We start from the raw sequence: 15,113 nt of genomic DNA on the forward strand, positions 1-15,113 counted from the left end.
TCATGAAATACGGTATTCTGATGTGACAAAACCTGAATCCTGGTCGTTAAAGTGTTTGTTTACACTCATATTTTAACTGTTAGGACTCAGGTTTTTTTATTTAAAGCAAACTATGGGACAGCAGTGGGCTTGCCACCTCTTTTTTTTATTTACCATTTTAAAAAAAACAATTTTAAATTCAGTTGCTTAAATTTATAGTTAAAAGCAATAAGTTAGACTAATAGCGAATAGCGTTAAAAAAATAAAGATTTTTAGAGAAAAAGATGCATAATGTGCGATTTTTTAAGCTGTATTGTTCAGCTTTTTCTATGAATTAAGATGTATTTGTTGGCTACATGAAGCAATGCATTTTCTATGTTTAGGAGCCTATATGAGATTATCTTTCTATAGTAAGCCTATTCAGAGATTTCAGCCTGACATTACCCTGCCACTGAAGTGTCTGTATTTTATTTTTCACTCCCTCTTTTTCAGGCAGTGCCGGTTGATATGAATTTGAGGAGCGAAGCTGAGTCTTGCGCTCCAGCTCAGATGCTTCATCGCCAACTCAGAACTTTTTCTGATTTACATTATTCATATTGCAGAGTTTTCCCGTTTATTTAAATTAAACAGAGCAGCCTTATCATAAAAGGTGCTTATATCATCAGGTTTAAATAATCAGAACCGGAAAACAATAAGCATTGACCATATTAAATGGATATTGCCATGGAATTTACTTTTAATGCGTTTTACACCTTAATTGCGGCTGTAATCGTTCTCCTTTTAGGACGTTTTTTAGTTAACAATATTGATTTTCTAAGACGTTACAACATCCCGGAACCTGTCGCGGGCGGTTTGGTCGCTGCGGTAGTGTCTTTAATCGTGCATAATTTCTGGGGCTACAGCATTACCACCAGTAGTGCGCTACAAACCAGTTTTATGCTGATTTTCTTTGCCTCCATCGGTTTAAGTGCCAACTTTGCCAAACTGCGTGAAGGCGGTATTGGTCTGGTGATCTTTCTGATCGCAATTTCACTATTCATCATTGTACAAAACTTTGTCGGGATTAGTCTGGCGACAGTATTGGGCATTGATCCGCTAATTGGTATGATTGCCGGTTCCATTAGCTTAACCGGTGGTCACGGGACTGCGGGTGCATGGGGTGAAATCCTTGAGGTTGAACATGGTATTCAGGGTGCTTTGGCCCTGGGGATGGCCAGTGCGACCTTCGGTCTGATTATTGGCGGTATTATTGGTGGGCCATTGGCCAAACTGCTGATCAACCGTTATCAGTTGGCTACACCACGGACCGATGCACAAATTGAACAGCGTGACAATACGCCAGTTGAACCGGTACCGGGTGAGTTTGTACCATTTGAATATCCGCATCAGGTGCGTTTAATTACCGCAGACAATGCCATTACCACTTTAGGTTTATTTGCAACCTGTCTGGCCTTTGCCGATTTTATGACTGGTTATGCCAAAGGTACGCTGTTTGAGTTGCCAACTTTCGTCTGGGCTTTGGCTGGTGGGGTAATTCTGCGTAACGTATTAGAAGGTATTTTCAAAGTCACTATTTTTGACCGTGCGATTGACGTATTTGGTAATGCATCATTGTCTTTATATTTGGCGATGGCATTGCTGTCATTGAAATTATGGCAACTGGCAGATCTGGCGGGCCCGCTAATGGTCATTCTAGGCGCGCAAACCATCACCATGGCCTTGTATGCGGCCTTCATTACCTTCCGTGTTATGGGTAAAAACTACGATGCTGCTGTACTGGCTGCGGGTCACTGTGGTTTTGGTATGGGTGCAACACCTACTGCGGTTGCCAACATGCAGGCCATTACCAATATGTACGGTGCTTCTCATAAAGCCTTCCTGATTGTACCGCTGTGTGGTGCTTTCTTTGTCGACTTGATTAATGCGACTGTCATTCAAGTCATTCTTAAGTTTTTTGTTTAAGTAATTTGAGTGGAAAAGCCTTGTTAAAAGGCTTTTCTTTTTAGGATGACTCAATCAGCAAAGGGTGCGAAAAAATGAATGAACAATTAAATGAAACCCTAATGTCCTGGGTGACGCTTCTAAATACCCCGCTGTGGGATTTTCTGGTGATCTTTCTGGTCGGTGTCGGGATATTTTATACCCTGATCACCGGCGCTGTACAAATTCGCCTGTTCTGGCACAGTATTAAAGCTATGAGGTCGAGCCGTAAAAAAGGCGAAGACAGTTATGGGATTACCCCATTTCAGGCCCTTGTGACCGGTTTGGCCAGTCGGGTCGGGGTCGGTAACGTTGCCGGTGTTGCGATTGCGATTGCGATTGGTGGTCCGGGTGCGGTGTTCTGGATGTGGTTTACCGCATTTTTAGGCATGAGTTCGGCCTTTGTCGAATCTTCACTGGCGCAGCTATTTAAGGTGCGTGATACCAGCAACCAACAGTTCCGTGGTGGTCCGGCCTATTACATTACCCAAGGCCTGAAACAGAAATGGCTGGGTGTAGTATTTGCGGTTGCCCTGATTTTAACTTACGGTTTCGTGTTTAACGCGGTGCAGGCCAACTCGATTATCAGTGCCACATCACATGCCTGGGGCTGGAATCAGGCCAATCTGACTGTGCCAATGGGTGCATTCAGTTTTGAACTGTCCTGGTTGGGGCTGGTTCTGGTCGTCATGACCGCCATGATTATTTTTGGCGGGATTAAACGTATTGCCAAAGTCGCAGAGAAGTTTGTCCCGATTATGGCGCTGTTATATCTCGTGGTGGCGCTATATATCGCAGTGATTAATATACCGATTATTCCGGATATTTTCCGCCTGATTTTCAGCAAGGCCTTTGAGTTTGATGCCGCTGCCGGTGGTTTCTTTGGGGCGATGGTGTCGATGGCGATGATGATGGGCATCAAGCGTGGTCTGTTCTCCAATGAAGCGGGGATGGGTTCTGTACCAAACGCGGCTGCTGTGTCGGATGTAAAACATCCGGTCAATCAGGGACTGGTACAGATGCTGGGCGTATTCGTGGACACCTTTATTGTCTGTTCATGTACCGCAATCATCATTTTGTCTTCCGGTTTATATCAGAATGCCGGTTTTGAAGGGGTGACCCTGACCCAGATGGCGCTGGAAAGCCAGATTGGCCATTGGGGCGATGACTTCCTGGCCATTATCCTGTTTATGTTTGCTTATTCGTCGATTATTGGGAACTACGCCTATGCCGAAGGTAACGTGCAGTTTATTAACAATAACCGCAAGATCATGCTGATTTTCCGTTTGCTGGTGCTGTTTATGGTGTATTTCGGCGCGATTGCTACCGTACCACTGATCTGGTCGATGGCTGATCTGTTTATGGGCGTGATGGCCACCATCAACCTGTTTGCCATTTTACTGCTGACGCCATTTGTGCTGATGTTGCTAAAAGACTTCAAAGCACAGCTGAAGCGTGGCGTGAAAGAGCCGGAATTTAAACTGGACAATCATCCTAAATTTAAAGACCGGGTTAATTCCGATATCTGGTAATACAAACAATAACAGCCTCATCATGAGGCTGTTGTTTTATTAATAGCAGGTTATCTTTTAGATGCTTTAGCTTAGCAAAGACAGCAAACCCATATATACGCCAAAGCTGCCGATCAGGCTGATCCACACCGGCAGTTTGCTTTTCAGTAAAACAATCACAAACATCACAAACGCCAGATCCAGCACTGATGTTAAATAATCCTGTCCCATATCAACAATGAGCGCGAGCAATAAACCCACCACCGCGGCATTAATACCAATCACCGCATGTTTGATTTTGTCCTGATGCATCAGCCAGGACCAATGCGGCAGGGTAGCAAAAATCAGAAAGAACGAGGGCAGGAAAATGGCGATGGTGGCAATGATCGCGTTCAGCACAGGATAGGCAGTTAAATCCAGAAAATAGCCGACATAGCTGGCAAAGCTGAATAAAGGACCCGGCATGAGCTGGGCAAAGGCATAGCCTAAATCAAACTGCTGGGCTGAGATCATGCCGGTACTGACAAAGTCCTGATGCAGCAGCGGTAAAATAATATGCCCACCACCAAAGACCAGTGCAGCAGACTGATAAAAGCCTAAAAAGCCTTCAGCCAGCAGATTCGGATTGATCCAGTTCAGCGCACCGAGCAGCAGAAATGGACAGATAAATAAGATTAGCCAGAGTGTAGTCGAGCCGAAACTGCGCTGTTCCAGCTGAAAACTCGGCGTGGTATGACTGCCGCTTTGAGGTTGTGCTTTGGCAATCCACATGCCGGCCAGACCAGCCAGCACAATCACCAAAATCTGGTTATATGACAAGGGCAGGAACCAGATCATAAGCGCAGACACAAGCATCAGCAGGTATTGCCACCAGCTTTTGCAAAAGCTTTGCAGCATTTGCCAGAAGGCCCAGAACACTACCGCCAGTACAATCAGTTGAATGGCATGAAAATAAGCCGAACTGATCCACGGGAATAACTGCTGACCGATAAAGGCCAGTAGGGTCATCAGCAAGGCCGAGGGCAGGGTAAAACCCAGCCAGGCCACCACCGAGCCTAAATAGCCACGTTTTAAATAGCCAATGGCCAGTCCAACCTGACTGCTGGTCGGGCCGGGCAACAGTTGCGCTAAAGCGACGACCTGGGCATAGTCTTCATCTTTGAGCCAGTGCAAACGCTGCACAAAAGTCTGGTGAAAAAACACCAGATGCGCGGCTGGGCCCCCAAAAGATAAGCATCCCAGCTTAAAGAAAATCAGAAAAATCTGTGAATAAGATAAAGAAGACATTGGCTAGAATTTTAAAAAACCCGACTTAAGTTTAAACTGAGCAGATGACAGTTTAACGAATTTAAACAATGCACTGCAGAAAATCTCCTTAGACTACAGCAGGCCTGTCGAGTTCAGATCGAGGAATCCATGTTGAATAAAAATCTTGGCTTTATCAGTGTGATGGGGGCAGTCATGCTGACCTTAGGCGCCTGTCAGCATCTGCCAGAACAGCATCAGCGGGTGTCCTCCCAATTAATGGCAACCCCGGCAATGGCAGAGGCCAGCCAGCAGAACGCACGCATGAACTTTAAAACGTTGCCGCAATATACCGGACAGGACCCGGTCATTGCCTTGGTGCTGGGCAGCGGCGGCGCGCGCGGTTATGCCCATATTGGCGTAATTGAAGTGCTGGAACAAAATGGCATCCGTCCGGATTTTATCGTCGGGACCAGTGCCGGCAGTATTGTCGGGTCGATTTATGCCAGCGGCAAAAGCGCGCATGAGCTGCGTCAGATTGCCCTGAACATGAAGGCCAATGATGTCCGTGACATCAAGCTGGATATGAAAGGCTTCTTCGATGGCAAAAAAGTCGAGAACTATGTCAATACGCAGGTCAACCAGTTGCCGTTAGAGCAGCTGCCAATTCCGATGTATGTGGTGGCCACTGAATTAAAACAGGGCAAGAAAGTGGTATTTAATGCCGGCAATACCGGACAGGCAGTACGGGCTTCGGTGTCCATTCCAAGCATGTTTATTCCGACCCGAATTGCCGATGCCGAATATGTCGATGGTGGACTGGTCAGTCCGGTGCCGGTAAATGTCGCCCGCGAACTGGGTGCGGACATTGTGATTGCGGTCGATATTCTGGCCCAGCCGATGTATACCGAAACCACCCATGTCTGGGGGCTGTTTAACCAGAATATTAATATCATGCAGAAGCATCTGGCTCAGGAAGAGCTGAAACATGCCGATATTGTAATTCAGCCAGATTTACGCGAAAAAGCACATATTTTTGATGTGCAGGGCCGCGAAGCCACCATGCAGGCCGGTGTAGTCGCCGCCTATGGCAAGCTGGGGCAGATTTCGCAGGTCTATCAGCATAAAGGCTATGCCGATGGTCACCGGATTCAAACCTATAACCTGCAACAAAATACTGTTGAGATACATTCGGGGCGCTAGAATGCTGCCGGTTTTTTCTATAACTTAAGTCGAATAAAAATGGCAAGAATGCTCATATCGCAATTTGCTTTTGGCGTTAATTGCCTGATGTTATTCAATAAAGGGATTTCGATTCATGCTCAAAAGGTTGTGATTAATATTTAAAGTTTATATATAAGTGTATTTTAATTCAGCTATTTAAGTTTACCTGTTGTTAATAAAGCTCTTATACTGGCCGCATCAGAATATAACGATTTATCTTAGAAGCTAAAACTGAGCAGGGCATGAGCATGAAGCAATTACACATTGGACAATCTGTACAACTGGCCAACATGGAACAAATTATTTTTACCATTAAAAAAATTAATGCCGATGGTTCCTATGAAATTGAAGCCCAGCTCGATGTACAAAATGTTTTAAATTATGGTCACGTGTCGCCGGAAATGTTGCGTCATATCAACCCGGCTTAAAAGCTCAGGCAGTAAAAAGTCCAATTTTGGGCTGAACTCATCTGCCCGAATGGAAAAAATCCACCTCCTGACGCGCCTGCTGAAATCCTGTTCAAGTGGTGTCGGGATGTGGATAAATAATTGAAAATTCAAGTAATAGCGCAAAACACTATATATTTTTCTAAATAATACCCCAATCACCATAAATAATAATGATGACTTTATTGCCGAATTGAACATTTAATTTGTGTTAAAAACGATATAATAATATTCACATATCCTGTCTTTTATAAGAGCCGAAAACAAGATGTCCCCATTAGATCAGCTTAAACCCATCTTAGAAGATCAATCTGAATTAACCATGTCGGTGTTAATGACGCCAGATATGGCAAACTTTTCCGGTAATGTTCATGGGGGAACAATTCTAAAATTACTGGATCAGGTGGCTTATGCCTGTGCCAGCCGTTATTCAGGCAGCTATGTGGTGACACTTTCGGTAGATAAAGTGAACTTTAAGGAACCAATTCATGTCGGCGAGTTGGTGACGTTCCTGGCCAGTGTAAACCATGTAGGCCGTACTTCCATGGAAATTGGCATTCGCGTCGAAGCGCAGAATATTCAAAAACGCACCGTGCGTCATACCAACAGCTGCTATTTCACCATGGTCGCAGTTGATGAGCAGGGCAAACCCAAACAGGTGCCGGCCTTAAATCTGGACAATGACTGGAAACGCTGCCGTTTTGAAGCGGCAGAACAGCGTAAAGTGGCGCGTTTACAGGAAGGTACTCATCCATCTTGCAGTATTTACAAGAAGTCGATTTAAGTCTGACTTTCACTGTGTTGAAGAAAGACCTGAAATTTCAGGTCTTTTTTTATTGCCAAATTTTTTCATACCAGACGACAAAAGAATCACTCGCCAGCCGGCACCAACTGGCTTATTATAAAACGATACGTATCGTTTCGTTTTGGGCTGGGTATGGAAACTGAAAAATCATCACGGCGGCAGCAATGTATTTTAAATGCTGTGGTCGAGGCACTGGCAGAGTATGACTATAGCCATCTGACCATTGAGGATATTGCCACGCGGGCCGGTGTGGGGAAATCGACCATCTACCGCTGGTGGAAACATAAATCCGAACTGGTGTTCGATGCCTTTAAGCTGCAAACCGCCTCGATTTTTGAACTCGACTTTAGCCAGTCTTTGCAGTTTAACCTGACCCAGCAATTGTTTAAGCTGAGTCAGGCGCTGAACCATCAGGTTGGGCGGGCGGTACTGGTGGTGATGGCCGAGCAGCGTGAAACTGCCGCAGCATTTTTTCGTGAATATTTGCTGCCACGGCGTGAACAGATGCGCAAGCTGATTCAGCTGGCGATTCAGCGTGGCGAAATTGTGGCGCAGTATCCGTTTGAACTGATGCTCGACACGCTATATGCACCGATTCATTACCAGATTATTTTCTTTAACCGGATGCCCGATGCCGACTATATTCAGCAGCTGATTGAGATGGTGCTGGCACCAGTCCGGGTTCAGCCGCTTATTGATGCGCAGGAGCGCTAAGCCTATGTCTGCTCAAAGTTCTGCTGCATTATGGAATCGTGCATTTATTCTGTGTCTTTTCAATAACCTGTTTCTGTTTGTTTATTATTTTGCCCTGCTAGCCGTATTACCAATTTATATCATGAATGATCTGGGCGGCACGGTCAAAGAAGCCGGTTTGGCTCTGACCCTGTTTCTGGTGTCCTCGATTGCCATCCGGCCGTTTTCCGGTTTAATCGTGGAAAAGCTGGGCAAGAAACTGTCTTTTCGTGGTTCTGAGCTGTGCTTTGTGCTGTTTGCCTTTTGCTATATCTGGATTGACAGCATGTGGAGCCTGCTGCTGGTGCGTTTTTTACATGGCATCTGGTTCAGTATTTTAACCACGGTGGCGGTGCCGGTGGCCAGTGACTTTATTCCAGAAGCGCGTAAAGGCGAGGGCATTGGTTATTTTGTGATGTCGACCAATTTGGGCGTGGTTTTTGGGCCTTTAATTGCCTTAACCACCATCCAGTTCACCAGTTTTCGGGTGTTGTTTGCCGTGCTGGCAGTGATTATGGCGATGGGTTTTCTGTTCTGCCTTAGCCTGAAACTGCAGGATGATCGGGTCAAACCAGCTAATCTGTCTGATCCATCTGCCACGAAACCCCGGCTGAGCCTGCATGATATTGTCGAAACCCGGGTCATTCCGGTGGGGCTGGTGGCCATGCTGACTGCCTTGGCCTATTCCAGCGTGATCAGTTTTATTACTGCCTATAGTGAAGCCAAGCAGTTACTGGCCTATACCAGTCTGTTCTTTGTGGTCTTTGCTGTGTCCATGATTGTGGTGCGGCCGTGGGTCGGCAAGCGTTATGATCGTAAAGGTCCAAGTGCGGTGATGTATCCGTCCTTTGTGTGTTTTGCCATGGGACTGGTGATTGTCAGCTTTTTATCTAATCCGTGGATTTTATGGCTGTCGGCGGTGTTTATTGGTATTGGCTACGGCACCTTGTTTCCGTGTCTGCAAACCGTGGCCATTCAAACGGTCAATAAACAGCGCATGGGTCATGCGATTTCAACGTTCTTTACCCTGTTTGATCTGGGGCTGGCACTCGGTTCCGTGCTGATGGGCATCCTGATTGCCTGGATGGGCTTCCAGCTGACCTATTTACTCTGCGCCGTGCTGGTGCTGTTGACCTTGCTGCTTTACAAAGCCATGGTCACACCAACCTTGCGTCAGGCTCCCTAAGAGGCTTCAACATGGAATTAAGACATTTACGTTATTTTGTTGCGGTGGCAGAAGAGCTGAACTTTACCCGGGCCGCAGCCAGAATGTATACCGTGCAGCCATCTTTAAGCCAGCAAATTAAAGATCTGGAACAGGAGGTCGGGGTACAGTTATTGCTGCGTTCCAACCGTAAAGTGGAACTGACTCCAGAAGGCGAGGCCTTTTTAAAGCAGGCGCGTTTGTGTCTGGACTATGCCGACAAAGCCATTCAGGAAGCGCGGCAAGTGGCACAGGCACAGAAAGCACAGCTGAATATCGGCTTTGTGCCGGTGGCTGAAATGAAAGTGTTTCCTTATATCATGCCGAATATTCGCGCCCAGTTTCCCGATTTAAAAATCCATTTTCATAGCCTGCCGGATGCCGAGCAGTTTAAGGCCTTAAGTCGGGCGGAAATTGATATTGCTTTTACCCGCTATCCAGATGAATCTGGAGCGTTTGAGTCAATCCAGATTTTTGATGAACCACTGACCCTGATTGTGCCGAAAGATTCTCCGGCGGCCAGCTTAAAACATATCAGCATCAAAAGTTTTCAGCAGCAGGATTTTGTGATTAGTGATGAGCACGCCTCACCGCAGCTGTACAAAATTATTCAGGACTTTTTAAAGCAGTCCAGGCTGGAGATTCATGTGGTGCAGCATTCCACCAATATCCTGATGAACGTTAATCTGGTCGGGATGGGCGTCGGCTGGAGTCTGGTGCCCGCTTATGTGATTCCGCTACTTGGCGATAAAATTGTGGTGAAAAATACATTAGAGCCACTGCCGATGATTGGCCTCTATGCCAGCTATCGCAAACAACATCGCAGCGAAGCGATTGAGCTGATTTTAAAAGTGTTAAAAGCGCAGTTTTATATGGATTTTGGCTAAAGCGTGTGTGTTACGCCTAACTGCATATCGGCGCAGCCGGTTTTTTAAAATTGGTGAAGCCGTTAAAGATGGACACAAATCAACAGCGTTTCTCGCCGGACAGCAAGCTTAAAATATAAGCATTGATGCTGTCGAGGAACTCCACATGCAACTGTATACGCATCCTCAATCACGTGGTCAGACCCTGATGCCGCTATTACAGGAGTTGCAGATTCAGGATCAGATCGAGATTATTCAGGTCAGTTGGGAAGATCTGCAACAGCCAGAGTATCGGGCCATGAATCCTTTGGGCAAAGTGCCGCTACTGGTCGATGGCCCGGTTTTTATTAGTGAAACCCCGGCAATTTTTGCCTATCTGGCTGATCATTTCTTTGAACAAGGTTTGGCCCCGGCCCTGGATGATCCGCAGCGCGGCGCCTATTTCAAATGGCTATTTTTCTGTCATGGCCCATTAACCGAATGGATTGACTTGAGCAATTTCCAGATCAGTCAGGCCCAGCTCGAACAGCATAAACGCGGTTTAGGGATGGGATTGCCGGAAGATCTGATGGCGTTTTTAAAACAGGGACTGCAGCAGGCCAACCCCTATTTGCTCGGTGAGCGTATGAGTGCCGCAGATTTGTATCTGGCGTACTGGCTGGCCTATGCCATTGCTCTGAAGGCCATTCCTTATCTGGAAGAATTCCGGCCGTATCTGCAATGGATGGCGCAGCGGCCATCCTTAAGTCAGGTGATCTGGTTTCAGCAGCTGGATCAGCATTGAAACAGCGGCATGAACATGAGCGCGAATAGCAAAAAACCACGCCTGAGCGTGGTTTTTTGAAGGGTTCATCTTATTGGGCATGCAGTTTCTGGAACAGTTGCTGACTGGTACTTTCCAGGGTTTGCGGAATTGCCAGCGCCGCAACGAAACGGTCAGGGCGTAAAATTACCACCGAGCCTGTGGTTTTGCCAAACCAGCTGCGAATTTCTGTGCCCAGATCACCAATGGTAATCACATCTGCAGAGTGTTTCGGCTGTGGATGTTTGAGCTGCACCGCAGGAATTACCTGAATAAATTTCACCCCCAGTTTCTGCCATTGCTGCATGCTGCTGTCAGACAGTCCCCATTTTGGATCAACCCCCCAGGCGATAATCGCAAAGTCATTGCCCAGTACGTCATCCAGCAGCACCGTTTCACCTGAGGCCAGTTGTACCTGCGGCTGAATAAACATTTTACCGACCGGCGAGTGTTTATCGGTTTGTGGCAACAGGGCGCCATCCTGATATTTCGGCATCGGCTTAAAGCGCATTTCCAGCAAATACTGTTTAATGGGCTTGATGTAATTCAGCACATAGGAAATACCATCACGGATAATACCTTGCCATTGTTTTGGCGGTGCCAGCACATGCCCGGCCATCACCGATAAATCAATCATGGCTTTGGCATGGTCTTTACGTTCAATCTGGTATGAATCGAGCAGCTCGGCAGCGGCTTTGCCCTGAATCACCAGCGCCATTTTCCAGGCCAGGTTAAAGGCATCACGCATGCCGCTGTTATAGCCCTGACCCTGCCACACCGGCATAATATGTGCTGCATCACCGGCCAGTAAAATCCGGCCGACACGGAATTTTTCGGCAATACGCGCATTGTGGGTATAGACACGCTGGCGAATGACCTCGATACCATCGGTGGTTGGCAAGACTTTAGACAGTAACTTGGCGATATTTTCCGGTTTGCTCAGTTCTTCCTGGGTTTCGCCCGGCATCACCATAAATTCGAAACGGCGGATGCCATGCGGCAGGGCGGCGGACACATAAGGACGCACCGGGTCACAGCACAGATAAATATGCGGCGTGGCCAGTGGGTCATTATCAATATCAATCACAATCCACTGGTTCGGAGCTGTTTTACCATCAAAGGCAATATTCAGACGACGGCGTACCAGAGAATTGCCGCCATCGCAGGCAATCAGATATTGTGCCTGAATCACTTCCTGCTGACCCTCACGGGTATGCAGTTTGAGCGTCACGCCGTTGGCATCCTGAATAAATTCGGTCAGTTCCCGGGAAAAAAGCACTTGGGTCTGTTCATATTGGGTCAAGCCGTTTAACAGCACCTGATCAACCTGCGGCTGGATAAAGGCATTACGGCGCGAGAAACCAAATTCGCGGGTCAGCGGTTGAATATCGGCGAAGCAGCGGCCTTTTGGGGTAAGAAAGCGCATGGCATGATTGGGCGTGGTATGTGGCAAGACCTGATCGACCAGACCTAAAGACTGAATAGTCCGCAACGATTCATCATCAATCCCGATGGCGCGTGGGTAATCAATCAGGCGATCCAGCTGTTCCACCACCATCACCTGAATACCTTGTTTGCTTAAATAGTTGGCGATGGTTAAGCCGACCGGACCGGCACCCAGAATTGCCACTTCAGTTGTATAGTTTGTTGTGTTCATCGCGAGGTCCATCCATCACGTCAGATTAACGTCCATTAACGGTGAAAGGCTGGGATTCAACAAGTTATGCCATAGTGGAAACAGAGGTCGACTGTAGAGGATAGTAAATAAGATGATTTTTATAATTTGTTGATTAGATGAATATTTATAATAAAAATACAATCATTCAGGATGATGTTACGATCATTTATTTCTATAGTAAAAAGACCATTTCCATAAAAAAGTGAAACCGCATCAAAGCGGTTTCACCTTCACACAATGGTATTTAATACGGTGCTGCCATCAAAAATAGCAACGCACAGTATGGTAACTATTAACGTGCAGTTTTTTCTTTGTCATCGCTTGATACGGCTTCAGACGCAGGCTGATCTGCTGCCCCGGCATTGGCCGCTGCTGCTGGCTGCTCCTGGGTGCTGACAATCACTTTGTCTTCAGTTTGGGTATTGGCTGGTGCTGCCGGTGCAGCAAAAGTGGTTGCGGTAGCAGCCGCAAACGTGGTCGCAAGTAAAATTTGAGTTAATTTCATGTTAGGCATCCTTTAATATTCATTTTAGAGTTGACCTCGTATGCACATCACCTGCATCGAGGACAGGCTTCATGCTATGCCGCAGTAGGAGATTGAGCAATCGAAGCAACAAAGCAAAAAATCTGCTTAACATTGGCTCTACATGAATGAAGAAAATGTAGCAATTGGGTAAGAATTTACCGTTTTTTGCATCTAAAATCGGCGAACTTACAGAGGAGATAGCTCGAACTATCCCCATGCCGAGATAAATAAAATTACATTGCTACCGATATTGCAGCGTTACAGGAAAAAACTGCGGGCAGATAAATGTAATTAAATTTTTCTAAAAGATAGCAAAGGTAGGCGCATTTTCTGGCTCAAGCTGAAAAAATCTCAGCCAGAAAGCCGCAGTGCTGGCTTGAACCACATGGCAATCTTGCATAGCATGCAAACGTTGCCCAGCCAAAGAGTAGACCTGTGAAACTGATTGCACCGACATGCGCCGTTCCAACCCATATTATTTCCGGTTTTCTGGGAGCCGGGAAAACCACGCTGTTACAGCAATTGCTGCGTCAAAAACCGGAGCAGGAAGTCTGGGCGGTGTTGATGAACGAATTTGGCCAGATCGGCATCGACCAGCAGATTTTGCCGCAAAGTGAAGGTTTTGAAATTAAGGAACTGCTCGGTGGCTGTTTATGTTGCAGCAGCCAGTTACCAATGCAGATTGCCTTGTCACGCTTGCTAGATGAAGCCAAGCCCGACCGGCTGTTTATTGAACCTACCGGATTGGGCCATCCGCTGCAATTACTGGAACAGCTGACCGAACCGCACTGGCACAGCCATCTGGATATGCGCGCCTTGGTCACGGTGGTGGATGGTTCACGTTTGCACGATGCCGACTGGACCCAGCAAAACCTGTATACCGACCAGTTAAAAGCCGCCCAGATTATTGTGATTTCACATCCGGATCAGATGCAGCCGGCAGATGAACAGGGCCTGGAAAAATTAAAGCAGGAATATCAGGCCTATGCACCGCGCTGGCTAGCTGCTGAAAACGGTCAGCTGCCATTGGCTGAAATTGATCTGGCCCATGTCGGCATCCAGCGTAAAATCCAGCCTTTATTGCAGCTGCAACGCACACTGCCGGCACAGGCAGAGCTGCCGGAAATTAAACAGTTGCCCTATCATTATGTGGAAACGGCGCAGGGGTATTCGGTGGCCGGCTGGAAATTTTCCCGGCGCTGGCAATTTGACTTTTATGCATTGCTGGATCTGCTCTGTGAGCAGCAGGACTGGTTGCGGATTAAAGCAATTTTTCACACCAATCAGGGCTGGAAAACCTTTAATTTCAATCCGCAGCAATTTAACTATCAGTCATCGCCCGAAAATACCGATAACCGGATCGAGCTGATTTATCGTAACGCCCGGGACTGGAGCGCGTTTGAGGAACAGCTGCTGGCCTGTCGTATTGACAATACTGCCTAGAATCTGTTCAGCACGGGGCAGCAAAATCCGATATGCTAGGCGCCAAATTTGAGGATCACGTGTATGGCGCTTAAAGCAACAATTTATAAAGCAGATTTAAATATTGCCAATATGGATGTGCATCAATATGGTGACTATCAGCTCACCATGGCCTTGCATCCGTCTGAAACCATCGAGCGCCTGATGGTGCGTATTCTGGCATTTGCCCGCTATGCCGATGAGGCACTGGAATTCACCAAAGACCTGTTTGAAACCGATGAGCCGGCGCTGTGGCAAAAAGATCTCACAGGTCAGCTAATAAACTGGATTGAAGTCGGCTGCCCGGATGAAGACAAGGTCAAAAAAGCCAGCGCCCGTTGCCAACAGGTGGCGGTGGTGGCCTATGGCAGCAATGTCGATGACTGGTATAAACGCTCCAGCAAGCTGAAAACCCTGAAAAATGTTCAGGTCTGGAAACTGTCTACCGCCACCACCGAAGCAATTCAGCAACTGTGTGAACGTACCATGCAGCTACAGTTAAATGTGATGGATGGCGAATGGACCTTAATTGGCGATCAGGCCCAGGCTGTGATTGAATGGGAACAGTTGCAGTAACCCATCCGGTTGCTGCTGTGGTGTCAGGTCAATAAACGGCTGCAATTTAGCGGCCTAAATTATGCAGCTGTCATCAAT

Annotated in this window: 14 protein-coding genes; 11 read left to right on the forward strand and 3 right to left on the reverse strand. The window is 47.0% G+C overall.

What is annotated here, in order from left to right:
• Window positions 1-702 precede the first annotated feature (702 nt).
• Together gltS and FTU55_RS08115 are read left to right on the forward strand one after the other, a co-directional pair.
• A complete protein-coding gene (gltS, locus tag FTU55_RS08110) occupies window positions 703-1,941 on the forward strand; it encodes a sodium/glutamate symporter (protein ID WP_180046744.1) in 1,239 nt (412 codons plus the stop codon).
• Window positions 1,942-2,015: 74 nt separating this feature from the next.
• The gene (locus FTU55_RS08115; protein WP_168408426.1) at window positions 2,016-3,491 is read left to right on the forward strand and encodes a sodium:alanine symporter family protein; all 1,476 of its coding nucleotides are present in this window, start codon (window positions 2,016-2,018) and stop codon (window positions 3,489-3,491) included.
• 66 nt (window positions 3,492-3,557) lie between these two features.
• On the opposite strand, the gene chrA is transcribed toward FTU55_RS08115, so the two are convergent.
• Complete coding sequence (chrA, locus tag FTU55_RS08120) at window positions 3,558-4,757, reverse strand: chromate efflux transporter (RefSeq protein WP_180046746.1); 1,200 nt, start codon at window positions 4,755-4,757, stop codon at window positions 3,558-3,560.
• A 129-nt stretch (window positions 4,758-4,886) separates the two neighbouring features.
• On the opposite strand from chrA, the gene FTU55_RS08125 reads away from it, so the two are divergent.
• The 7 genes from FTU55_RS08125 (at window position 4,887) to FTU55_RS08155 (ending at window position 10,776) form a co-directional block, all read left to right on the forward strand.
• The gene (locus FTU55_RS08125) at window positions 4,887-5,918 is read left to right on the forward strand and encodes a patatin-like phospholipase family protein (protein WP_180046748.1); all 1,032 of its coding nucleotides are present in this window, start codon (window positions 4,887-4,889) and stop codon (window positions 5,916-5,918) included.
• 269 nt (window positions 5,919-6,187) lie between these two features.
• Window positions 6,188-6,367: a hypothetical protein gene (locus tag FTU55_RS08130; protein WP_225876368.1), complete on the forward strand. Its 180-nt coding sequence runs from the start codon at window positions 6,188-6,190 to the stop codon at window positions 6,365-6,367.
• A 286-nt stretch (window positions 6,368-6,653) separates the two neighbouring features.
• Window positions 6,654-7,169 carry an acyl-CoA thioesterase gene (locus FTU55_RS08135; RefSeq protein ID WP_005179490.1) on the forward strand — a complete coding sequence of 172 codons (516 nt, stop codon included), beginning with the start codon at window positions 6,654-6,656 and terminating at the stop codon, window positions 7,167-7,169.
• 153 nt (window positions 7,170-7,322) lie between these two features.
• The gene (locus tag FTU55_RS08140; protein ID WP_104488704.1) at window positions 7,323-7,904 is read left to right on the forward strand and encodes a TetR/AcrR family transcriptional regulator; all 582 of its coding nucleotides are present in this window, start codon (window positions 7,323-7,325) and stop codon (window positions 7,902-7,904) included.
• 4 nt (window positions 7,905-7,908) lie between these two features.
• Window positions 7,909-9,108, forward strand: a complete 1,200-nt coding sequence (locus tag FTU55_RS08145) for an MFS transporter (RefSeq protein WP_168370091.1) — start codon at window positions 7,909-7,911, stop codon at window positions 9,106-9,108.
• Between the two features lie 11 nt (window positions 9,109-9,119).
• Window positions 9,120-10,013: a LysR substrate-binding domain-containing protein gene (locus tag FTU55_RS08150; RefSeq protein ID WP_005179483.1), complete on the forward strand. Its 894-nt coding sequence runs from the start codon at window positions 9,120-9,122 to the stop codon at window positions 10,011-10,013.
• A gap of 145 nt (window positions 10,014-10,158) precedes the next feature.
• Complete coding sequence (locus FTU55_RS08155) at window positions 10,159-10,776, forward strand: glutathione S-transferase family protein (protein ID WP_005179481.1); 618 nt, start codon at window positions 10,159-10,161, stop codon at window positions 10,774-10,776.
• Between the two features lie 70 nt (window positions 10,777-10,846).
• Here the strand turns inward: FTU55_RS08155 and FTU55_RS08160 are convergent, their stop codons facing one another.
• Both FTU55_RS08160 and FTU55_RS08165 read right to left on the reverse strand, forming a co-directional pair.
• The gene (locus tag FTU55_RS08160; protein WP_180046750.1) at window positions 10,847-12,451 is read right to left on the reverse strand and encodes a bifunctional 3-(3-hydroxy-phenyl)propionate/3-hydroxycinnamic acid hydroxylase; all 1,605 of its coding nucleotides are present in this window, start codon (window positions 12,449-12,451) and stop codon (window positions 10,847-10,849) included.
• 313 nt (window positions 12,452-12,764) lie between these two features.
• A complete protein-coding gene (locus FTU55_RS08165; RefSeq protein WP_104471182.1) occupies window positions 12,765-12,977 on the reverse strand; it encodes a hypothetical protein in 213 nt (70 codons plus the stop codon).
• A 456-nt stretch (window positions 12,978-13,433) separates the two neighbouring features.
• On the opposite strand from FTU55_RS08165, the gene FTU55_RS08170 reads away from it, so the two are divergent.
• On the forward strand, window positions 13,434-14,441 hold the full coding sequence (locus FTU55_RS08170; protein WP_180046752.1) for a GTP-binding protein: 1,008 nt from the start codon (window positions 13,434-13,436) through the stop codon (window positions 14,439-14,441).
• Between the two features lie 63 nt (window positions 14,442-14,504).
• Window positions 14,505-15,035: a YaeQ family protein gene (locus FTU55_RS08175; RefSeq protein WP_016659315.1), complete on the forward strand. Its 531-nt coding sequence runs from the start codon at window positions 14,505-14,507 to the stop codon at window positions 15,033-15,035.
• Window positions 15,036-15,113: the final 78 nt, after the last annotated feature.

The organism is Acinetobacter sp. YH12117 (assembly GCF_013418865.1).
Taxonomy (GTDB): domain Bacteria; phylum Pseudomonadota; class Gammaproteobacteria; order Pseudomonadales; family Moraxellaceae; genus Acinetobacter; species Acinetobacter indicus.